The sequence below is a fragment of the Occultella gossypii genome (assembly GCF_019947135.1).
In the GTDB taxonomy this organism is placed as follows: domain Bacteria; phylum Actinomycetota; class Actinomycetes; order Actinomycetales; family Beutenbergiaceae; genus Occultella; species Occultella gossypii.
In genome coordinates this window covers 147761-167742 of sequence record NZ_JAGSHT010000015.1, presented here as the reverse complement: position 1 = coordinate 167742, position 19982 = coordinate 147761, and the positions used below count along the sequence as shown (strand labels likewise).

Below are 19982 nucleotides of genomic sequence, written 5' to 3'. Positions count from 1 at the left end.
AGCTAGACTACTGGGTTGATAGGCCGGATGTGGAAGTGAGGACTCAAAGACTCATGGAGCTGACCGGTACTAATATGCCGATAACTTGACCACACGAAAAAGTCAATACCTGTGTGTTACGCGTCCACTGTGCGGTTCCCGAGATACGGTCGGGAAACCGATGACATCTCCATAGAGTTACGGCGGTCATAGCGAGGGGGAAACGCCCGGACCCATTCCGAACCCGGAAGCTAAGCCCCTCTGCGCCGATGGTACTGCGTGGGAGACTACGTGGGAGAGTAGGACGCCGCCGGACAACACTTAGACAAGGGCCACCCCACACCGGGGTGGCCCTTGTCGTGTTCCCGCACCGTCCCGAGCCGCGATGGTGCTTTGCCCTGTTCCTGGGCCACCCCTGACGGGGGTGGCCCTTTTCGTGTTCCCGGGCCGCACTGAACCGCGATGGTGGTTGGCGGTATCGCTGGCCACCCTGGACCGGGGTGGCCTTTGCTGGTTCCCGGGCGGGTCCGCGGGCGCGCGTTGCCTTTCGCGGCTTGTGCCGTTGGTCGTTGCCATGGCGAGACCTGGTTTGGTCGCCCGGCACATTGGTGGCGGCGCGGCGCACCTCCCATGGGATCGTTGACTGATGAGCACCGTCAGAGTGGTCCGCCCGGTGCGGACCGCGGAACTCGGCCGGGTCGCTGACCTCTACCTGATCGCACGGCGAGCGGCAGGGCCGGCGATGCCGCTCGGCGTGCACTCCGACGCCGAGGTTCGGGCCTGGGTCCGTGCGTGGGACCTGAGCCAGGACGACGTGCTTGGGCTCTTCGACGGCGATCACGGGCTGCGGGGCTTCGCCAGGCTGGCCGGAGCACACCTCGAGGCCCTCTACGTGGACCCGGCTGCCCAGGGCAACGGGGTCGGCGGCACCCTCCTCGATGAGGTGAAGCGGCTACGCCCCGATGGTTTCGACCTTTGGGTGTTCGTCGCGAACTCACCGGCTCAGGACTTCTACCGGCGGCGTGGCCTGGTCGAGGTCGAGCGGACGGATGGTGCCGGGAACGAGGAGCGAGCGCCGGACATCAGGATGGCCTGGATTCCCCGACAGCCGTCGAGGTGATCTCGTGGGCGGCGAGTCGGCGCGCGGGAGGCACTCGGCATCGTGCCCCTCAGTCAGGTGGGCGGTATTTCGCTGCGATGAAGCGACCTTCGCGACCTATCCTTGATCTCCACGTGGATCTCGGCTCGGCGAGGGGGAACGGCGTCGCCGTCCATCATTCCGTGGGATGAGTCGGTCGCGGTGGGAATCACACGACCGGGGGAGTTTGTTGTCCTAGGTCCGGGGCATGATCAGGGTGGTCACCCATTCCGCGTTCAACCCCGATCCGCTTAGCGTGGAGGCAGCCGCGCGGCGCGGTTGGGCACGGCATGTTGCGTAGGAACTACACGGAGGAACTGATGGTCGAGACGGTCCTGGCGATGGCGGCGTCGCACTGGGTCCTGCTTGCCCTGTTCCTGTTCTGCACGATCGACGGGTTCTTCCCCCCGGTGCCCAGCGAGTCGGTGGTCATCGCGTTGGCGAGCCTCGCGATCACCGGAAACGCCCCGAGCATCTGGCTGATCCTGCCCGTCGCAGCGCTCGGTGCCTTCTGCGGTGACGTGATCGCGTACTTGATCGGCACCCGGGTGCCGATCAGACGGCTGCGGTTGTTCCGCACCCGACGGGGCGCTCGGGCACTGATGTGGGCGGAGACGGCCCTGCAGCGACGCGGCGGCGCCTTCATCCTCTCGGCGCGGTACATCCCGATCGGGCGCGTCGCGGTGAACATGACTGCGGGCGCCGTCGGCTTCGGGTTCCGCCGATTCGTCGGGTTCGCGGCGCTCGCGGCGGTGACCTGGTCGATCTACTCCGTGTTGCTCGGCGTCGGCGCCGGTGCGGTGCTGCACGACCACCCGGTCATCGCGGTCGTGGTGGGCGTCCTCGTGGGGCTGCTGATGGGCACGATCATCGATCTCGTCATGCGTCGGCTCTTCCGGCGTTCCGGGATCGAGCCACAGGATCCTCCGGACCTGGGCGCGAACGAGGTGGACGAGGATCCGGTGCCGGACTCCGGGTCCGGGATACTCGAGCGCACCCCATGATCCACGCCGCGCATCACTCCTCGACGACGACCTGCAGCGCAAGTCGTTCGAAGCGGTAGGGGTCACGCCCAGTGACGGACTCGGTGTCGAAGATGTGAGCGGTCGGCGCCGTCGGCCGGAACCGGTCCCAACCGACGGAGCCCTCGGTGATGAACCGAACGATCTCGCCGTGCATGTGCTCGGCGAGGTGCGCTGGCGGATCGTCACCGGCGAGACGGGCGACCCGCTCGGCATCGAGGGCGTTCCAGGCGAACGGTAGGTCGAGACAGTGCACCGAGCGACCCGTGACGGTGGAGCGCCACCGGAAGTCCCACAGCCAGGTCGGGGCCGGGAGCTCGAAGCCCTCCGGTGCCTCCTCGGCCGCGGTGGTCCGGGCGAGCGCGACCTGCACGGCCGGGATCCGGAACACCCGGTTCGTGACCGCCTGGCCCAGGAGCTCGGCGGGGGAGAGGTCGGGATAGGCGCGTGGGTAGGCACGGGCCAGCATCGTCGGCACCCCGAGACCGACCATCAGCGCGCCGGCGAAACCCTGGGCAAGGAACCGGTCCACGTGCGCGGTCACCCGGTTGAACTCGTGGCTGGTCGTGCCGATCAGCAGCGGCTTCGTGGCACCGATCCCGGCAGCGAAGGCCGCCGCTGGCTCCGTCGGGACGAGGTCGCCATCGATCACCGGACCGAAGTCCGTGAGCGGGTCCGACGTGCCAAGGATCCGGTGCAGGTCGCGGACGGCCGACCAGAGGTCCGCACGGTCAAGGGAGCGCTCGGCGGCCACGATCGTGGCCCGCGGTATGTCACGCCAGGCGTCCCACGTGTTCTCCACCTCGCACAGCCGGGCCATCACGGCGCCCTGCGCGAGTGCGTCCGAGGCACCGATGTCCGGCAACGGGGCGGAGTGCACGACGGCCGCCCCGAAGAGGTCCTGTGCGGAAGGCGCCGCGAGCAGGGCCAGCGTGGCAGCGCCGCCCGCGCTCTGCCCGCCGAGGGTGACCCGGTCGGGATCACCACCGAACGCTTGGATGTTCTCCCGGACCCACTCCAGGGCGCTGATGCAGTCCAGGAGTGCCCGGTTCTCCGGCGCGCCCGGGACGTGGCCGTAGCCCTCGAAGCCCAGCCGGTAGGTGATCGCGACGGTAACGACGCCGTGTGCGTTGAAGGCGGCACCGTCGAACCAGGGCCCACCGGGGGACCCGCCGACGAAACCGCCGCCATGGATCCAGACGTAGACCGGGAGGCGGGCGGCGGGGTCGAGGTCCGGGGTGAAGATGTTCAGGTTGAGGATCTCGTCGCCGGCCACGACCGGTTCCGGGATCGAGTACGTGTCCGTGGTGGGGCCGAGGCTGGGCGTGGGTCCGTTGCTGGTGGCGTCGCGCACCCCGGACCAGCCCGGGTGCGCCGCCGGCCGCCCGAACCGCAACGCCCCTACCGGGGCCGCCGCATACGGGACTCCCCGGAAGGCGAGCGAACCAGGTCGCCGGGTCCCGCGGACCTGCCCGGACCGCGTGGTCGCGACCGGCCCGCTGCCGTACTCGTCGAAGGGCGCCGTCATCTCTAGATCTTCCGCAGCCGGAACCGGCTGAGCCGATGGTCTGCGTCCTTGCTCAGCACCAGGGTCGCGCGCCCGCGCGTGGGCAGGACGTTCTCGACGAGGTTCGGACCGTTGATGCTCTCCCAGATCTGTCCGGCCCGCCGACGCGCCTGGTCGTCGTCGAGGTCGGCGTAGCGGTGGAAGTAGGAGTCCGGGTTCGAGAAGGACGTCTGCCGCAGGTCCAGGAAGCGCTCGACGTACCAACGGCGGATGTCCTCGGTGGCTGCGTCGATGTAGATCGAGAAGTCGAAGAAGTCGCTGACGGCGAGGGACGACTCACCGTCGGCGCTGACCCGGGCCGGAGCGAGCACGTTCAGTCCTTCGACGATCAGCACCTCGGGGCTTCGCACCACCACGCGACGGTCCTGCACGATGTCATAGCGCACGTGGTCGTAGACGGGTGCGGTGACCTGTTCGGTACCGGCCTTCACCTCGATCAGGAAGTCCAGGAGCCCACGCCGGTCGTAGGACTCGGGGAAGCCCTTGCGCTCCATCAGGCCGCGTCGTTCGAGCTCGGCATTCGGGTACAGGAAGCCGTCGGTGGTGACGAGCTCCACGCGCGGCGTCTCCGGCCACCGGCGCAACATCTCGCGCAGCACGCGGGCCGCCGTGGACTTGCCGACGGCGACGGACCCGGCCACCCCGATCACGAACGGGGTGCGGTGGGCGGGCTCACCGAGGAACGTGGACGTGGTGGCACGCAGCCGCTGGGAGGCGGCCACATACAGGGTGAGGAGCCGGGACAGCGGTCGATACCCGGTGTCGACCTCGGCCAGGTCGATCGGGTCACCGAGCCCGCGGAGGTTCTCGATGTCGGCCGCGGTCAGCGGCAGCGGTGTGGATGCGGACAGCCGGCTCCAGGCGGCCCGGTCGAACTCCACGAACGGAGAACCGGAGGCGCTCGGCAACGGCTGGAACCGTGTGACGTCGGGAAGGACCACGTCCATACTCTCCCACTCCACAGTGATCCACGCCGCACCCGGGCGGGCCGGGAACCGGCCCAGCGACGGATACTCTGGACCACATGTGTGGAATCGTCGGATACGTGGGCCCCGCCGCGCCCAGTCAGCGGCCGCTCGAAGTCATCGTCGAGGGGCTGCGTCGCCTGGAGTACCGGGGCTACGACTCGGCCGGCGTCGCCGTGACGACCCCGGAGGGTATGGCCTCGGCGAAGAAGGCCGGAAAGCTCGCGAATCTGCTCGCCGAGCTCGAGCGCCGCGACCTGCCCGCGGGAACCGCGGCCATCGGGCACACCCGGTGGGCCACCCACGGTGGGCCCACGGACGTCAACGCCCACCCGCACCTCGCCGGTGGCGGCAGGCTTGCACTGATCCACAACGGCATCATCGAGAATTTCGCCCAGCTCAAGGCCGAACTGGGCGAGACAGGCGTCGAATTCCTGTCCGAGACGGACACGGAGGTGGTGGCCCACCTCCTCGCGCGCTACCACGACGAGACCCAGAACCTCACCGAGGCGATGCGACTGACCGTCGGCCGGCTGGAGGGTGCGTTCACCCTGCTGGCCACGCACGCGGACGAGCCGGACACGGTCGTCGGCGCCCGGCGCAACTCGCCGCTCGTCATCGGGCTCGGTGACGGCGAGAACTTCCTCGGCAGCGACGTCTCGGCGTTCATCTCCTCCACCCGTGAGGCGATGGAGATGGGCCAGGACCAGATCGTGACGATCACCGCGGACCAGGTCCGTGTCATCGACACCGACGGCAACCCCGTCGAGGCCCGCCGGTACACCGTGGACTGGGATGCGGAGGCGGCCGTCAAGGGCGGCTTCGCGACGTTCATGGACAAGGAGATCCACGACCAGCCGCAGGCCGTCGCCGATACGCTCCTCGGGCGCGCCGGTACCGACGGCAGGCTCCAGCTCGACGAGATGCGCATCCGCGAGTCCGTCCTGCGCACCGTCGACAAGATCGTCGTGATCGCGTGCGGCACCGCCGCCTACGCCGGCCACGTGGCCAAGTACGCGATCGAGCACTGGTGCCGGATCCCCGTGGAGGTCGAACTCGCACACGAGTTCCGGTACCGCGACCCGGTCGTGAGTGAGAAGACCCTGGTGGTCGCCGTCTCCCAGTCCGGGGAGACGATGGACACGATCATGGCGGTCCGGCACGCCCGTGAACAGGGCGCCAAGGTGCTGGCCATCGTGAACACCCACGGCTCCACCATCGCGCGGGAGTCCGACGCGGTGCTGTACACGCACGCCGGCCCCGAGGTCGCCGTCGCCTCCACCAAGGCGTTCCTCGCCCAGATCACGGCCTGCTACCTGCTCGGGCTCTACCTCGCCCAGCTGCGCGGCAACAAGTTCGCGGACGAGATCGCAGAGGACCTGGCCCAGCTGCGCGCGATGCCGGAGAAGATCCAGCGCGTCGTGGACAACGAGGAGCAGGTCCGCGCCGTGGCCCGGAGCATGAAGGACGAGCCGACCGTGCTCTTCCTCGGCCGGCACGTCGGGTTCCCGGTCGCCCTCGAGGGCGCTCTCAAGCTCAAGGAGCTCGCCTACATCCACGCCGAGGGCTTCGCCGCCGGGGAGCTCAAGCATGGCCCCATCGCCCTGATCGAGGAGGGACAGCCGGTGTTCGTGATCGTGCCCTCCCCGCGGGGCCGGGACGCACTGCACTCCAAGGTCATCTCCAACATCCAGGAGATCCGCGCCCGCGGCGCGCACACCATGGTGATCGCCGAGGACGGCGACGAGGCGGTCGTTCCGTACGCCGACGAGATCTTCCGGATCCCGCAGACCCCCACGCTGCTCGCCCCGCTGGTCTCGGTGGTCCCGCTGCAGATCTTCGCCGCCGCGCTCGCCACCGCGAAGGGACTGGACGTCGATCAGCCCCGGAACCTGGCCAAGTCCGTCACGGTGGAGTAGGGGCCCGCGGTGATCGTCGGGGTGGGCATCGACGTGGTGGACGTGGCCCGCTTCCTTGCCACGCTCGAGCGCACGCCACGGCTGCGCGAGCGACTGTTCACCCCGTCCGAACGCGACCTCCCACCCGCCTCACTCGCGGCCCGGTTCGCGGCGAAGGAGGCGATCGCCAAGGCTCTCGGCGCCCCCGGCGGCATGAGCTGGCAGGACGCCACCGTGCACCGGGTCACCGGCGGCGCCCCGGTCGTCGACCTGACCGGATCGGTCGCAGCCGTCGCGGACCGCCTGGGCATCACCTCCTGGCACCTGTCGATCTCCCACGACGCCGGGATCGCCTCGGCGGTCGCCGTCGCCGAACGATGACGACCCCGCACGCCGGCCCGGACCCCACGTCGGCGCCGGATCCTCGTGGGGACCGGGCCGCCGCCCGCCCGACGATCCGGGTCGCGACGCGAGAGGACCTGCCGGCCGCCGCCGCGATCCTCGAGCCGTACGTCACCGGCACCGCCGTGACGTTCGACGAGGACCCGCCGTCCCCCGATGCGTGGGCCGCACGCCTCGCGGATATCGCGGCCCGCGGACTGCCGTTCCTCGTGGCGGAGGATGCCGGCACCGTTGTCGGGTATGCCTACGCCACTCCCTGGCGCCCCAAGGACTCCTACCGGCACACGGTCGAGGACACCATCTATATCGCTCCCGAAGCCCAGGGCCGCGGGGTGGGGACCCGGCTCCTGTCCGCACTGCTCGACGCCTGCGCCCTCGCCGGCGTGCGGCAGGTCATCGCCGTGGTCGCCGACGACCCCGCCGCGGCCGGTTCGCTGCCCCTGCACCAACGCCTCGGCTTCGAGGTGGTCGGCGTGCTGCGCGACGTCGGCGTCAAGCACGGCCACACTGTGAGCACGATGCTGCTGCAGCGCTCGCTCTGAGCGCGACGGCACGACAGGCCCGGGGACGCCGACCGCTCGAGGCGGCTCCGCCACGCCGTCGGGCCCGCGGGCACCGGCGCCCGAGCGCGACCGCGCGGTCCTGGCACACTGAGACGGTGGATCCAGGCATGAACTGCCCGGCCGGCCAAGTTGGCACCGGCCGCGACACGGAGCGGCCCCGGACGGTGGTGGCCCGGCGATGAGACGCGCGTACCCGGCCGCGGCGATCCGGGCCGCGGAGGCTCCGGCGCTCGCGGCCGGTGAGCCGCTCATGGAACGGGCCGCGTACGCCATCGCGAACGCGGTCGTCGCCGAGGCCCGACGGCGTGGCCTCGCTCTGGTCGGTGCCCGCGCCCTGGTCCTCGCGGGAGGTGGGAACAACGGCGGCGACGGCCTGTTCGCCGCCGCCCACCTCGCCCGCCGTGGCCTCGTGGTTACCGCCGCACTGCTGCGCGAGCGGGTGCATCCCGACGGACTCGCCGCCGCGCGGCGGGCCGGGGTGCGGCTCCTGCCGGTGTCCGAGGAGAGCGCCCGGGGCCACACCGGCGGGCCGGCGACCGGCCTCGCGCCGGTGCTCGCCGCCGCGGACGAGGCGGACATCTGGATCGACGCGATCGCAGGCATCGGGCTGACCGGTGGCCTGCGCGGGGTGTCGAGCGCCCTCGTCACGGCCCTGAACGAGCGCCGCGAACGGTCCGCCGTTGATCCCCTCGTCGTGGCCGTCGACGTGCCCAGCGGCCTCGAGTCCGACGCCGGCGCGGTGCCGGGCGTGGCGGTCCGGGCCGACGTCACGGTCACGATGATCGGGCTCAAGCCCGCGCTGCTGCTGCCGCCCGCCGCGGCCCGCGCAGGCCGGGTCGAACTCGTCGATCTGGGTCTGGCCGATGTTCTCGCCGCCCGGCCGGCACCGGTGCGCCGGCTCCTCGAGGCCGACGTCGCCGATCTGTGGCCGGTGCCCGGTCCGGACGACCACAAGTACACCCGGGGCGTGGTCGGGCTGATGGCTGGTTCGGACGCCTACCCCGGGGCCGCCGTGCTCGCCAGCAGCGGCGCCTTGCGGACCGGCTGCGGGATGGTCCGCTACCTGGGCCCGGAGGGTGCGGCCCGGATGGTGCTGGCCCGGCATCCCGAGGTGGTCACCGCGGCGGGCCGGGTCCAAGCCATGGTCCTCGGCCCCGGGATCGCCGTCGGCGCGTCCGTCCCCGAGGTCGCAGCCCGGGCGCTGGTGGACCCGGACATCGCCCTGGTCGCGGACGCCGGGGGACTGGACTGGCTCCCGAGGGACTCGACGGCGCTCGCCGACCGCCGGGTGGTGCTCACCCCGCACGCGGGCGAGCTCGCACGCCTCCTGACGGCGCGTGGCGGCGCCCCGGTCGAGCGGGCCACGGTCGAGGCGGACCCGGCCCGATGGGCGCAGCGGGCGACGGAGCTCACCGGGGCGACGGTGCTGCTCAAGGGCGCCGTCACCGTCGTGGCGCAGCCCGGTGGGCCGGTGTTCAGCCAGGCCGACGGCACCGGCTGGCTGGCGACCGCAGGGTCCGGGGACGTCCTCGCCGGCATCCTCGGCGCACTGCTGGCGGGATCGGGCGCACCCGCGGCCGAACTGGCCGCGGCCGCCGCGCTGGTGCACGGGCGTGCCGGGGTGTGGGCCGCCCGGAACCGGAGCCGCTCGGCAGGGGACCCGACCCCGGTCGGTGGCCCGATCTCGGCGTCCGGTCGGGGTCCGCTCGACGACCGGGATCCTGGCGCCCCGATCACGGCTTCGGACATCGCCGCGGCCGTGCCCGAGGTCGTCCGCGGAATCCTGGCACACTGAGCCGGTGGATTCTGGAGTGGATGTGCCTCCCGGCGACGCGGGCAGCGGGTACTACCCGGCCCGGGTGATCGTCGATCTCGACGCGATCCGGGCGAACGTGCGCCGACTGGCGCAGGGTGCGCCGTCGGCCGCCGTGATGGCCGTGGTCAAGGCGGACGGCTACGGGCACGGCATGCTGCCGGTGGCCGTGGCGGCCCTCGAGGCCGGCGCGACCTGGCTCGGCACAGCGCAGCTCGATGGCGCGTTCGCGCTCCGCGCAGCCGGCCACGAGGTGCCCGTGCTCGCCTGGATATACGCACCCGGTGCGCCGTTCGCCGCGGCCATCGGCGCCGACATCGACCTCTCCGTGCCGGCACCGTGGGCCCTGATCGAGGTGATCCGAGCGGCCCGCGAGGCCGGCCGGCCCGCTCGGGTGCACCTGAAGGTGGACACCGGGCTCGGCCGCGGCGGCTCGTTCCTCGAACCCTGGACGGACCTGCTGCACGCCGCCCTGGCCGCGGAGCAGCGGGGCGAGGTGCGGGTCGTCGGCGTCTGGTCCCACCTGGCTCGGGCCGACGAGCAGGGCCACCCCGGCGTGCACGCGCAGATCGAGGTCTTCGAGGAGGCACTGCGCCGTGCCGACGCCGCCGGTGCCCGCCTCGAAGTGCGCCATCTCGCGAACTCGGCGGCCACGCTGGCCGTGCCCGAGGCCCATTACGACCTGGTCCGCCCGGGACTGGCCATCTACGGGCTGTCCCCGTTCGCTCACCGCGGCGCTGCCGAGATCGGCCTGCGCCCGGCGATGCGGCTCGAGGCGGACCTCGCGCTCGTGAAGGCCGCACCTGCGGGCCAGGGCGTCTCCTACGGCCACACCTACACCACCACCCGGGAGACGATGCTCGGGGTGGTGCCGCTCGGCTACGGCGACGGGATCCCGAGGCACGCCTCGAACGTCGGCCCCGTCCAGGTCGCCGGGCGGCGGCACACGATCGCCGGGCGCGTCTGCATGGACCAGTTCGTCCTCGACCTGGGCCCGGGGGGCGCACCCGTGGCGGCAGGGGAGCGGGCCGTGCTCTTCGGTGCCGGGGACGACGGCGAGCCGACCGCGCGCGACTGGGCTGACGTCGTCGGCACGATCGACTACGAGATCGTCACCCGGATCGGCTCGCGCATCCCGCGGGTCCACGTCGGGTCTGCGGATGGGTTCGGCGGCACCGGCGTCAGCGATGTCACGGCCGCGGTCGAGGTGCCGCTGCCCGACCAGGAGGCGACCGAGGCGCTCGGCCGGCGGCTGGCCGGCCTGCTGCGCGCCGGTGACCTGGTGGTGCTCACCGGTGACCTCGGCGCCGGCAAGACCACGCTCACGAGGGGCATCGGCGCCGGCCTCGACGTCCGCGGCCCCGTCGCCTCGCCGACGTTCATCATCGCCAGGGTCCACCCGAGCCTCGTCGGCGGACCTGACCTCGTGCATGTGGACGCCTACCGCCTCGAGTCGCTCGACGAGGTCGACGCGCTCGACCTGGACGCGTCGCTGGCGGATTCGGTGACCGTCGTGGAGTGGGGTGAAGGCGTGGTCGAGTCGCTCTCCGAGGATCGCCTGGAGGTCAGCCTGGATCGGCCCCGCGGCACCGGGACCGACCCCGGGGCGCCCGATCCTGGTCGGGTCGCGCGACTGCGCGGGACCGGCCCGCGATGGTCCGGGATCGACCTGACCGGTACCGGCGTAGCCGTCGGGCGGGTCGGCGAGCAGGCGGACCCCCCAGCCGATGTCCGCTGACGATCTGGGCCGCTCGCGGTCCGCCTCCTACAGTGGGTCCGTGCGTGAACCCCTGATCCTGTGCATCGACACCTCGGACGGCGCCGCCGTCGGGCTGCTCTGTGGCGACGACCCGCTCGGCACCGAACGCAGCGCCGACGCCCGGCGGCACACCGAGACCCTGACCCCGATGGTGAAGTCCGTGCTGCACACCGCCGGGGTCACCACCCGGGATCTCACCGGTATCGCCGTCGGTACCGGACCGGCGCCGTTCACCGGGCTGCGGGTCGGCCTGGTCACCGCGACGACGATGGGCCGGGCCCTGGGGATCGCGGTCCACGGGGTCTGCTCGCTCGATGCACTCGGCTACGCGGCGCTGTCCGGCGCCGGACCGGCCGCCGAGGTGCTGGTGCTCACCGACGCCCGCCGCCGGGAGGTCTACTGGGCCCATTATCGGGACGCGGCCCTGGACGATGGCCCGGCGCCGTTCGACGTGCACACCCTCGGCGGTCCCGGGGTGGACACCCCGGCGGCAGTGGCAGCCCGGTTCGCCGATCTGATCGGCGACGGCGGGGTGGTCGGTCGCGGCGCGGCGATGTACCCGGACCTGTTCGGCGCGGCCGCGGCCCCAGCCGCACTCGAAGCGGTCCTCGATCCGATCGTCCTTGGCCGGATCGCCACCGCCCGGCTGACCACCGGGGGCGACCTCTCCACCGCACCGCGCTACCTGCGCCGCCCGGACATCCACACCGCTCCCGGTCGCAAACGGGCATCGTGACCGATTCGCCCGGGGCGGCACCCGGCGGACTGCGCCCGATGACCGGGGCGGACCTGGACCGGGTGACCGAGCTGGAGCCGGTCCTCTTCGGCGCCGGCGCGTGGTCGCGCGACGCTTACGACTCGGAACTGACCAGGTCGGACCGGCACTACGTCGTCGTCGAGGCCCAGGACCGGCGCGTGGTCGCCTACGCCGGGATCGCCCTCGCCCCCGAGAGCACGATCATGACCATCGGGGTGGATCCACAGTTCCGCCGTCGCGGCCTGGCGCGGCTCATGCTCGCCGAGCTGATCGCGCGGGCTCGGTCCGTCTCGGCCGAGGCCGTGTTCCTCGAGGTGCGCCTGCATGACGAGGGCGCCCAGGCGCTGTACACCTCGTTCGGCTTCGTCCCACTCGGGGTCCGACGCCGCTATTACCAGCCCGAGGGCGCCGACGCGCTCGTCATGCGGCTACCGTTGGACGGCCCCCACCGTCGGCGGCCCGGCCCGGTGGGATCGGAAGCGATCGAGGAGTGAGCACGTGAGCACGTTCGACAGTGACGCCGGCAGCAACAGTGCCAGTGGTGCCAGCAGGGCCACGGTGCTGATCACGGCCCCGCAGTTGCAGGACCTGCTCGGCACCGACGACGACAAGCACCTCGTGGTGCTCGACGTGCGCTGGTCGCTCGCCGAACCCGACGGGCGCCGGTTCTACATCGCCGGCCATATCCCGGGCGCTCAGTACGTCGACCTCGACGCGGACCTCTCGGGCCCGCCCGCGCCCGAGTCCGGGCGACACCCGCTCCCGGACCTGGCGGACCTGCAGGCCGCCGCGCGCCGCTGGGGCATCAGTGACGGCGACACGGTGGTGGTCTATGACGACTCCGGCGGCACGGCCGCCGCGCGGGCGTGGTGGCTGCTGCGTTGGGGCGGCGTCGCCGACGTGCGGATCCTCGACGGTGGGCTGGCCGCCTGGCACACCATCGGGGGGATCCTCGAGGACGGTGCCGTCGGGGTCACGTCCGGCGACGTGACCCTGACCGCCGGTGGGATGCCTGTCGCCGACGCGGCCCGCGTGGCCGAGCTGGCCGGCCGGCCCGACGGCGGCCCGACGGTGCTCCTGGACGCCCGTGCCCCGGAACGGTACTCCGGCGAGAACGAGCCGATCGACCCGCGCGCCGGGCACATCCCCGGCGCCCACAGCGCGCCGACGGACGCGAACCTGTCCGAGGACCTGACCTTCCGCCCCGCGGAGCAGCTCCAGGAGCGGTTCGCCGACGCCGGGGTCGGTCCGGACGTCGAGGTCGTCGTCTATTGCGGGTCCGGGGTGACGGCCGCCCACGAGGTGGCCGCACTGGCCAGCATCGGCGTGTCGGCCACGCTGTACCCGGGCTCGTGGTCGCAGTGGTCCGCCGACGCGGCCAGGCCGGTGGCCACCGGCTTCGATCCCCGGCCTCCGTCCGAGGGGTCACCGGACCGGCCCGAGTAGCCGCGGCCGAGCGCCCGGACCGCGGTGCGGGCCGGTGACGAACCGATGCGAGCCACTCGTGGGACGGTCGTAAGGTTGAGTCATGGCCCAACCGCTCGTCCTCGGCATCGAGACCTCCTGCGACGAGACCGGGATCGCCCTGGTTCGCGGCCTGGACCTGCTCACCGACGTCACCGCCTCCTCGATGGACGATCACGCCCGGTTCGGCGGGATCGTCCCCGAGGTGGCCAGCCGCGCGCACCTGGAGTCCTTCGTCCCGACCCTGGACGCGGCCCTGGAGCGCGCCGAGGTGAGCCTTGCCGACGTCGACGCGATCGCGGTGACGGCGGGACCGGGCCTGGTCGGCTCGCTCACCGTCGGGGTGTCCGCGGCCAAGGCGCTCGCGCTCGCGATCGACCGCCCCCTGTACGGCGTGAACCACGTGCTCGGGCACGTGGCCGTCGACGCGCTCGTGCACGGTGCGTTCCCCGAGGAGTTCCTCGGCCTCGTGGTCTCCGGCGGCCACTCCAGCCTGCTCCTGGTCCGGGACATCGCGACCGACGTGACCGAGCTCGGCCAGACCCTCGATGACGCCGCCGGCGAGGCCTTCGACAAGGTCGGCCGCCTCCTCGGGCTGCCCTACCCCGGTGGCCCGCACGTGGACCGCCTCTCGAAGACCGGCGACCGGTCGGCGATCGCGTTCCCGCGGGGACTGAGCCGGGCCAAGGACCTCGCCCGGCACCCGTACGACTTCTCCTTCTCCGGGCTGAAGACCGCCGTCGCGCGGGTCGTGGAGGGCTACGAGGACGCCGGTCAGGAGGTGCCCGCGGCGGACATCGCGGCGTCGTTCTCCGAGGCGGTCGCGGACGTCCTGGTCACCAAGACCCTCAACGCATGCGCCGCACACGGGGTGAGCACGGTGGTGATCGGCGGCGGCTTCTCCGCGAACTCCCGGCTGCGCGAGCTGGCCGCCGAGCGGCTCGACGCGGCCGGGATCACCCTGCGGATCCCACCGATCCGGTACTGCACGGACAACGGCGCCATGATCGCCGCCCTCGGCTCCGCCGTCCTCGCCGCCGGACTACCGCCATCGACCCTGGACATCACGATCGACTCGGGCATGCCGCTGACCGACGTGCTGGCCCACGCATGAGGCGCCGGACACCGGTCCGCACCCTCGCACTCGCGGCGATGCTCGCGGTCGTGGCGACCGCCTGCACCCCGACCGGACCGCCCGAACCGAGCCCCACCCCGTCCCCTTCCTCGACCGGGGATCCGGCGCCGACCACCGCCGAACCCACCGAGGAACCTCTCGCCTGGGGGCCGACCCCCACCGACGTCGCCGACGCCATCGGCACGGCCGCTGCGATGACGCCGGAGGAGGTGGCCGGGCAGGTCCTGCTCGCGCGTTATCCCGGCACCGACCCCGCGGCCGCCGCGAGCACCCTCAGCGAGAACCACCTCGCCGGTCTGGTGCTGTTCTCCGAGAACGTCGCGTCCGTGGATCAGGTCGCAGCCACCGGAGACGCGGTGCAGGCGGCCCAGGCGGCCGCCGGCCGGGACTGGCCGGCGATCTTCGCAGTGGACAACGAGGGCGGCCTGGTCCAACGGCTCGGTGCCGAGGCGGGGGACTGGACCTCGTTCCCGTCGTTCATGTCCGCGGGCGCCGCGGACGACCCGGACATCGTGGCGGCCGCGGCACAGGCGATGGCGCTCGAACTGCGCGCCTCGGGACTGAACTACGACTTCGCGCCGGACGCCGATGTCACCGTGGGCCTGGCCGACGTGACCATCGGGCTGCGCTCGGCGAGCTCCGATCCCGACCGGGCGGCCCGCGCCGTCGTCGCCGCGACGCAGGGGTTCACCGCCGGCGGCGTGGTCTCCAGCGTCAAGCACTTCCCGGGGCACGGGTCGCTCACCGTGGACTCCCACCAGGGGCTACCGGTGCAGGACGCCAGCGCCGAAGAACTCGCCGCACGTGACCTGGTGCCGTTCGCGCAGGCCATCGACGCCGGCACACCGACCGTCATGCTGGGCCACATCGCCGTCGAGGCCTGGGACCCGAGCCTGCCCGCGTCGCTCTCACCCGAGGCCTACCGGGTCCTGCGCGAGGACCTCGGATTCACCGGGGTGGCGATCACCGACGGACTGGACATGGGCGCGCTCACCCAGACCTGGGACTCGGCCCAGATCGCGGTCATGGCGCTGCAGGCGGGCGCGGACCTGCTCCTCGGTCCGACCGACGTCCCCGCGGCGCACGCCGGCATCGTCGCCGCGCTCGCGGATGGCAGCCTGAGCCGGGAACGCGTGGACGAGGCCGCGGGTCGGGTGATCGCCCTGATGCGCTGGCAGGCCGCCATCGCCGCCGCCGGCCGGCCGGTGACGACGGCGGAGGTGGGCTCCGCAGCCCCCGCGTCACTCGCACTCTCGGCGGCCGCGATCACGCAGGTGGCCGGCGAGTGCGGCGGCGCCCTGGTCGGTCAGTCGATCCACGCGCGGGGTGGCAGCACCGCCGACTGGGACGCATTCGTCGCCGCGGCCGAGGCCGCCGGCCTCGACGTGGTTCCCCTTGAGCAGCCCGCGGACAGCGAGGTGCGCCTGCTCACGGGCGCGACGCCGTCGGGCAGCGCCGACGTGGCGATCGTCCTGGACGAGCCCTGGCTGCTCACCGAGACCGACGCGCCCGTCCGGCTCGCCACCTACGGGCGCACCGCCCAGGCGTTCGCGGCCGTGGCCGCCGTCCTCACCGGCGCGGCGCCCGCACCGGGGAGCCTGCCGGTGGAGGTCTCCGACCTACCCGCCACGGTCTGCTGACCGGGTGGGCTCGGGCCGTTCAGGACTGTCAGTTCGAGCTCGGCAGGAGCCGCCACACCCGGGAGAACACCGCGAACACCACGACCATGGCCGCTACCGCGGGCCACGCGATCCCGCGGAACTGCGCGCCGAGGGCCTCCGGGCCGGCCTCGACGAGGATCCGGACGCCGAAGAAGCTCCCCTCGGCGGTGGCGGTCGCCGGCGACTGGGCGAGGAGCGCGTCCAGCATCCCGAACGTGTAGACCACGGTGCCGAGCAGCCAGACCGCGAACATGATCGACGCGGCGAGTGTGCCGATGTGCCAGGTGGGCCGGTCCTGCGGCTCGGACTCGAGGTAGCGGGCGGCGAGCTCGCGCGGCCCACCGAGGTCCGCAAGGGCGGCCGCCAGGCCGACGTCGGCCGTGGCGGCGTCGATGTTCTCGCGCAGTTCGGCGAGCACGGCGCGCCGGCGCCGGCGGGGCATCGCATCGAGGAACAGCTCGACGGTCTCCAGGTAGACGAAGCGCCGCCAGCGCTCGGCCAGTCTCAGGGTGGTGGTGGTCATCGTTCCTCCTCGGGGGTGGCGAGCACGTGATCGACGACGGTGGCGAGCGAGTGCCAGCTCGCACCCGCGACGGCGAGTGCTTCGCGGCCGGTGTCGGTGGGTCGGTAGTACTTGCGGGCCGGGCCCGCGTCGGATGCGACCAGACGCGAGGCCAGGTTGCCCTCGCGCTCCAGCCGGGTCAGGACGGGGTAGACGGTGCCGGGGGCGACCCCGGCCAGACCGGCCTCGTGCAGGCGGGTCACGAGTTCGTACCCGTAGGACTCGTCCTCGTCGAGCAGGGCGAGGACCAGCATCGGCAGCACCCCCTTGAGGAGCTGCGGGTCGCGCACCTGCGGTGGCTCGTTCTCCATGTCTAGGAGGTTACGCCTGCTATTCGGTAATGGCAACTAGTGGACGACATCGACTAGTGAGTCCGCCGAGGCAGTAGCGTGAACCTCCGATATGCGAAGCGAACCGCCACCGGGCCGACCTCCGAGGCTGGCCGGCGCCTGGGTGCCCCCGGTCGCCCTGCTGTCGATCGCCGCAGGCGCCCTGCTGGCCGTGTTCGTCTACCCGCTGGTACTGCTCGTCGTCGGGATCGTGCTCGTCGGAGCATCGCCGCTGTGGACCGCTGCGGAGCGATCTCTCGCAGTACTCGGTCTGCCCCTGATCATCGGTGCGCCGCTGTGGGTGAGCCTGCTCGTGGACCGCTTCGGCGCCGGCGAGGTCACCGGTGGGGTCTGGGGCTTCGTGGTGCCCGCCTGCGTCGGTCTGGGCTTCGTGATCGTGGCCACGCTCTGGATCCGTGGCCGGGCCGCCCGCGTGCGGCTGCGCACGAGCGGCTGACTCAGCCGCCCGAGGGTGGGGCGACTCAGCCGGGAGGGAGCGGCCGGCCGGCCCGGAACTCGGCCACCAGGTGCGCCACCACCGCGTCGAGTGCGCCGCCGTTGCCGGCGGCCACGGCGCGCTGGCGCTGATAGGAGCCTCCGGTGGCGATGATCTCGCGGATCCCGTCGAGCTCCGCCACGCAGCCCAGGTCCGCGGCCACGGGCGTGAGGAGCTCCAGCAGCTGGATGAGGTGGTCGGTGACGAGTTCCTCGGTACCGGCCTCATCGAGGATCACGATCGCCTCGAGTCCGTACCTGGCCGAACGCCACTTGTTCTCGGCGAGGAACCAGGGGGAGATGCTCGGCAGTTGCTCGCCCGCATCGATGAGGCGGGACAGGTGCTCCACGAGGCAGTGGGTCAGCGCCGCGACCGCGCCGAGCTCGAGCGCGTTCGAAATCCCGTCGCAGATGCGCATCTCGAGGGTGCCGAACTTGGGGGAGGGGCGCAGGTCCCAGCGGATCTCGTCGAAATCGTCGATCACGCCGGTGTGCAGCATGTCGCCGACGTAGTGCTCGAGGTCAGCCCAGGTGCCGATCGTCGTGAACGGGAGTCCCGCCGTCGGGAGCTGTTGGAACAGCAGTGCCCGGTTGGAGGCGTAGCCGGTGTCCCGGCCGTCCCAGAACGGCGACGACGCCGAGAGTGCGAGCAGGTGCGGGTAGTAGGCCAGCAGCGCGTTCAGGATCGGCAGGACCTTGTCCCGGTCCTCGATGCCGACGTGCACGTGGACGCCGTAGATGAGCATCTGCCGGCCCCACCACTGGGTGCGGTCGATCAAGGTGGCGTACCGGGCCTTGTCGGTCACCTTCTGGTTGCCCCAGTGCGCGAACGGGTGGGTGCCGGCGCTCATCAGCTCCACCCGGAGCGGGTCCGTGACCTCGCGCACGAGGGCCGTGCCGGCGGCGAGATCTGCCATCGCGTCCGGCACGCCCGCGCACACCCCGGACACGATCTCGACCGTGTTCAGGAGGAGTTCCTGGCGGATCACCGGGTGCTGTGAACCGTCCGCCGGCGCGACGGCGTCGAGCACGGTCTGCGCCACCTGGCGTAGGTCCCCGCTGTCAGTGTCCACCAGGGCCAGTTCCCACTCCACGCCAAGGCTGGAGCGGGCGGAACTCGCGAACTCGATCGTCACCGGCTCATCTTGGCACCTGCGATCGCGGCGTGTCGTCCGGCACGGGAGCGGCTCGCCGGTCGGACTCCTCAGACGGGCTCGACCACGAGCACGCTCTGCTTGCCGCGCAGGCGGGTGAGCACGATCGTCGCCTCCTGCGCCCCCTTCAGTCCCAGTTGCTGCCGCAACTGCTCGGGGACGACGGCGGTGCCTCGCTTCTTGATGGTCAGTCGTCCCACATCGCGGGTGCGCAGGTAGGTCCGCAGTCGCTTGAGCCCGAAGTCGAAGCTGTCCAGGACGCGGTAGCCCGTCGCGAACGGGGTTGACCTCAGACTCCCGGTGGTGACGTACGCGATCGACTCGTCCACCAGCGTGCCGTCGAGATCGGCGGCGACCCGGGCGACCAGCCCGGCGCGGATCACGGCGCCGTCCGGTTCGTACAGATAGGCACCGAGTGCACCGGCCGGGGCCTGCTCCGGGCGGGCGTCCGCGTCACCGGGCCAGGACAACAGGTGCTGTTCCTTGCCGTTGACCAGGAGTGCGCTGCGTCCCGACCCCTCCGGGGCGAGCCGACCGAACCAGAGGCCGGCCTCCACCACGGAACCGCCCACGGAGACCCACTGCGCCTGGGTCTGGGAGGGGAGGGCGTGATGGGGGATCCCGGGCCCCACCTTGAGACCGAGGTCGGCGACCTGCTCGCGCAGCGCCAGCAACGAGTCGAGGTCCGGGGAGTACGCGCTCGGGTCGAACACCCGGTTCCCACGCCGGGTGCGCCGGGCCGGGTCGGCGAACAGCGCATCGACGCCCTCGGCCGCCAGGTCCAGGGACATGGCGTCGGCGTGGCGCACGGTCGCCTCCGGGAAGGCGCGCAGGTTCACGGTGGCGAGGGCCGCCGTCGCCTCGTCCTGCTCCACGGCCAGGACCTGCACGCCCAGCCCGGCCAGGGCCATCGCGTCGCCACCCAGCCCACAGCCGAGATCGGCCACCCGCCGTGAGCCCGCGCGGGCATACCGGGCGGCGTGCAGTGCCGCCACCGGTAGTCGGGTGGCCTGCTCGAGACCGTCCGGAGTGAACAGCATGTCCTGGGCGAACTCGCCGAACTTGGACTCGGCTCGCGCCCGCAGCCTGCTCTGCGTCAGTGCGGCCGCGACCAGGTCCGGGTCGAGGCCACGGGCGCGCAGGCCCTCGGACAGTCGCAGAGCCTGCTCCTCGTCGTAGCGAGGCAGCCGGGAGAGCAGCGCCCACCCGTCGGGCGAGAGCAACAGGCTCAGATGACGGGGGTCCACGGTTCGATCCTGCCACCGATGGCCGGGTAGTTCTCCCCGCGCGTTCGGACGCGGGCGCACCGGAGAGCCGCT

General features: G+C 72.3%; 19 protein-coding genes and 1 rRNA gene. 14 read left to right on the top strand and 6 right to left on the bottom strand.

Annotated features, from left to right (window positions below):
• Positions 1-178: 178 nt before the first annotated feature.
• The 3 genes from rrf (at position 179) to KCQ71_RS16565 (ending at position 2121) form a co-directional block, all read left to right on the top strand.
• Positions 179-295: ribosomal RNA gene (rrf, locus tag KCQ71_RS16575) — 5S ribosomal RNA — on the top strand.
• A gap of 330 nt (positions 296-625) precedes the next feature.
• On the top strand, positions 626-1099 hold the full coding sequence (locus KCQ71_RS16570; protein WP_223407878.1) for a GNAT family N-acetyltransferase: 474 nt from the start codon (positions 626-628) through the stop codon (positions 1097-1099).
• A 338-nt stretch (positions 1100-1437) separates the two neighbouring features.
• The gene (locus tag KCQ71_RS16565; RefSeq protein WP_223407876.1) at positions 1438-2121 is read left to right on the top strand and encodes a DedA family protein; all 684 of its coding nucleotides are present in this window, start codon (positions 1438-1440) and stop codon (positions 2119-2121) included.
• 13 nt (positions 2122-2134) lie between these two features.
• Here KCQ71_RS16565 and KCQ71_RS16560 read toward each other — a convergent pair whose 3' ends face one another.
• Together KCQ71_RS16560 and coaA are read right to left on the bottom strand one after the other, a co-directional pair.
• Positions 2135-3667 carry a carboxylesterase family protein gene (locus KCQ71_RS16560; RefSeq protein WP_223407874.1) on the bottom strand — a complete coding sequence of 511 codons (1533 nt, stop codon included), beginning with the start codon at positions 3665-3667 and terminating at the stop codon, positions 2135-2137.
• A 2-nt stretch (positions 3668-3669) separates the two neighbouring features.
• Positions 3670-4653 carry a type I pantothenate kinase gene (gene coaA, locus KCQ71_RS16555; RefSeq protein ID WP_223407888.1) on the bottom strand — a complete coding sequence of 328 codons (984 nt, stop codon included), beginning with the start codon at positions 4651-4653 and terminating at the stop codon, positions 3670-3672.
• Positions 4654-4730: 77 nt separating this feature from the next.
• On the opposite strand from coaA, the gene glmS reads away from it, so the two are divergent.
• From glmS to KCQ71_RS16505, 10 genes are all read left to right on the top strand, one after another.
• The gene (glmS, locus tag KCQ71_RS16550; protein ID WP_223407873.1) at positions 4731-6590 is read left to right on the top strand and encodes a glutamine--fructose-6-phosphate transaminase (isomerizing); all 1860 of its coding nucleotides are present in this window, start codon (positions 4731-4733) and stop codon (positions 6588-6590) included.
• 9 nt (positions 6591-6599) lie between these two features.
• Positions 6600-6950 carry a holo-ACP synthase gene (locus KCQ71_RS16545; RefSeq protein ID WP_223407871.1) on the top strand — a complete coding sequence of 117 codons (351 nt, stop codon included), beginning with the start codon at positions 6600-6602 and terminating at the stop codon, positions 6948-6950.
• On the top strand, positions 6947-7513 hold the full coding sequence (locus tag KCQ71_RS16540; RefSeq protein ID WP_223407869.1) for a GNAT family N-acetyltransferase: 567 nt from the start codon (positions 6947-6949) through the stop codon (positions 7511-7513). The genes KCQ71_RS16545 and KCQ71_RS16540 overlap by 4 nt, the downstream gene beginning before the upstream one ends.
• A gap of 199 nt (positions 7514-7712) precedes the next feature.
• Positions 7713-9329: an NAD(P)H-hydrate dehydratase gene (locus KCQ71_RS16535; RefSeq protein WP_223407867.1), complete on the top strand. Its 1617-nt coding sequence runs from the start codon at positions 7713-7715 to the stop codon at positions 9327-9329.
• 4 nt (positions 9330-9333) lie between these two features.
• The gene (gene alr / locus KCQ71_RS27695; protein ID WP_223407865.1) at positions 9334-11085 is read left to right on the top strand and encodes an alanine racemase; all 1752 of its coding nucleotides are present in this window, start codon (positions 9334-9336) and stop codon (positions 11083-11085) included.
• A 40-nt stretch (positions 11086-11125) separates the two neighbouring features.
• Positions 11126-11842, top strand: a complete 717-nt coding sequence (gene tsaB / locus KCQ71_RS16525; RefSeq protein WP_223407863.1) for a tRNA (adenosine(37)-N6)-threonylcarbamoyltransferase complex dimerization subunit type 1 TsaB — start codon at positions 11126-11128, stop codon at positions 11840-11842.
• Positions 11839-12357 carry a ribosomal protein S18-alanine N-acetyltransferase gene (gene rimI / locus KCQ71_RS16520; protein WP_223407861.1) on the top strand — a complete coding sequence of 173 codons (519 nt, stop codon included), beginning with the start codon at positions 11839-11841 and terminating at the stop codon, positions 12355-12357. Before tsaB ends, rimI begins: the two co-directional genes overlap by 4 nt.
• Positions 12358-12361: 4 nt before the next feature.
• Positions 12362-13309, top strand: a complete 948-nt coding sequence (locus KCQ71_RS16515; RefSeq protein WP_372454051.1) for a sulfurtransferase — start codon at positions 12362-12364, stop codon at positions 13307-13309.
• Between the two features lie 82 nt (positions 13310-13391).
• The gene (gene tsaD / locus KCQ71_RS16510) at positions 13392-14441 is read left to right on the top strand and encodes a tRNA (adenosine(37)-N6)-threonylcarbamoyltransferase complex transferase subunit TsaD (protein WP_223407859.1); all 1050 of its coding nucleotides are present in this window, start codon (positions 13392-13394) and stop codon (positions 14439-14441) included.
• On the top strand, positions 14438-16102 hold the full coding sequence (locus KCQ71_RS16505; protein ID WP_223407857.1) for a glycoside hydrolase family 3 N-terminal domain-containing protein: 1665 nt from the start codon (positions 14438-14440) through the stop codon (positions 16100-16102). The genes tsaD and KCQ71_RS16505 overlap by 4 nt, the downstream gene beginning before the upstream one ends.
• 28 nt (positions 16103-16130) lie before the next feature.
• On the opposite strand, the gene KCQ71_RS16500 is transcribed toward KCQ71_RS16505, so the two are convergent.
• Positions 16131-16646 (bottom strand): HAAS signaling domain-containing protein, encoded by a 516-nt coding sequence (locus KCQ71_RS16500; RefSeq protein ID WP_223407855.1) that lies wholly within the window; start codon positions 16644-16646, stop codon positions 16131-16133.
• On the bottom strand, positions 16643-16996 hold the full coding sequence (locus KCQ71_RS16495; RefSeq protein ID WP_223407853.1) for a PadR family transcriptional regulator: 354 nt from the start codon (positions 16994-16996) through the stop codon (positions 16643-16645). The genes KCQ71_RS16500 and KCQ71_RS16495 overlap by 4 nt, the downstream gene beginning before the upstream one ends.
• A gap of 91 nt (positions 16997-17087) precedes the next feature.
• Between KCQ71_RS16495 and KCQ71_RS16490 the strand changes: the two genes are divergently transcribed.
• The gene (locus tag KCQ71_RS16490) at positions 17088-17471 is read left to right on the top strand and encodes a hypothetical protein (RefSeq protein WP_223407851.1); all 384 of its coding nucleotides are present in this window, start codon (positions 17088-17090) and stop codon (positions 17469-17471) included.
• Between the two features lie 25 nt (positions 17472-17496).
• Here the strand turns inward: KCQ71_RS16490 and KCQ71_RS16485 are convergent, their stop codons facing one another.
• Both KCQ71_RS16485 and KCQ71_RS16480 read right to left on the bottom strand, forming a co-directional pair.
• Positions 17497-18645, bottom strand: coding sequence for a glutamate--cysteine ligase (locus KCQ71_RS16485; RefSeq protein ID WP_223407849.1), 1149 nt, complete (start codon positions 18643-18645; stop codon positions 17497-17499).
• A 68-nt stretch (positions 18646-18713) separates the two neighbouring features.
• The gene (locus tag KCQ71_RS16480) at positions 18714-19910 is read right to left on the bottom strand and encodes a class I SAM-dependent methyltransferase (RefSeq protein WP_223407847.1); all 1197 of its coding nucleotides are present in this window, start codon (positions 19908-19910) and stop codon (positions 18714-18716) included.
• Between the last annotated feature and the right edge of the window lie 72 nt (positions 19911-19982).

Bases quoted from the DNA above. Each gene is read 5' to 3' on its own strand.
- KCQ71_RS16505 (WP_223407857.1), top strand. From the start codon at position 14,438: ATGAGGCGCCGGACACCGGTCCGCACCCTCGCACTCGCGGCGATGCTC.
- coaA (WP_223407888.1), bottom strand. From the start codon at position 4,653: ATGGACGTGGTCCTTCCCGACGTCACACGGTTCCAGCCGTTGCCGAGC.
- glmS (WP_223407873.1), top strand. From the start codon at position 4,731: ATGTGTGGAATCGTCGGATACGTGGGCCCCGCCGCGCCCAGTCAGCGG.
- tsaD (WP_223407859.1), top strand. From the start codon at position 13,392: ATGGCCCAACCGCTCGTCCTCGGCATCGAGACCTCCTGCGACGAGACC.
- KCQ71_RS16560 (WP_223407874.1), bottom strand. From the start codon at position 3,667: ATGACGGCGCCCTTCGACGAGTACGGCAGCGGGCCGGTCGCGACCACG.
- KCQ71_RS16540 (WP_223407869.1), top strand. From the start codon at position 6,947: ATGACGACCCCGCACGCCGGCCCGGACCCCACGTCGGCGCCGGATCCT.
- KCQ71_RS16570 (WP_223407878.1), top strand. From the start codon at position 626: ATGAGCACCGTCAGAGTGGTCCGCCCGGTGCGGACCGCGGAACTCGGC.
- KCQ71_RS16495 (WP_223407853.1), bottom strand. From the start codon at position 16,996: ATGGAGAACGAGCCACCGCAGGTGCGCGACCCGCAGCTCCTCAAGGGG.
- KCQ71_RS16565 (WP_223407876.1), top strand. From the start codon at position 1,438: ATGGTCGAGACGGTCCTGGCGATGGCGGCGTCGCACTGGGTCCTGCTT.
- KCQ71_RS16490 (WP_223407851.1), top strand. From the start codon at position 17,088: ATGCGAAGCGAACCGCCACCGGGCCGACCTCCGAGGCTGGCCGGCGCC.
- KCQ71_RS16535 (WP_223407867.1), top strand. From the start codon at position 7,713: ATGAGACGCGCGTACCCGGCCGCGGCGATCCGGGCCGCGGAGGCTCCG.
- KCQ71_RS16500 (WP_223407855.1), bottom strand. From the start codon at position 16,646: ATGACCACCACCACCCTGAGACTGGCCGAGCGCTGGCGGCGCTTCGTC.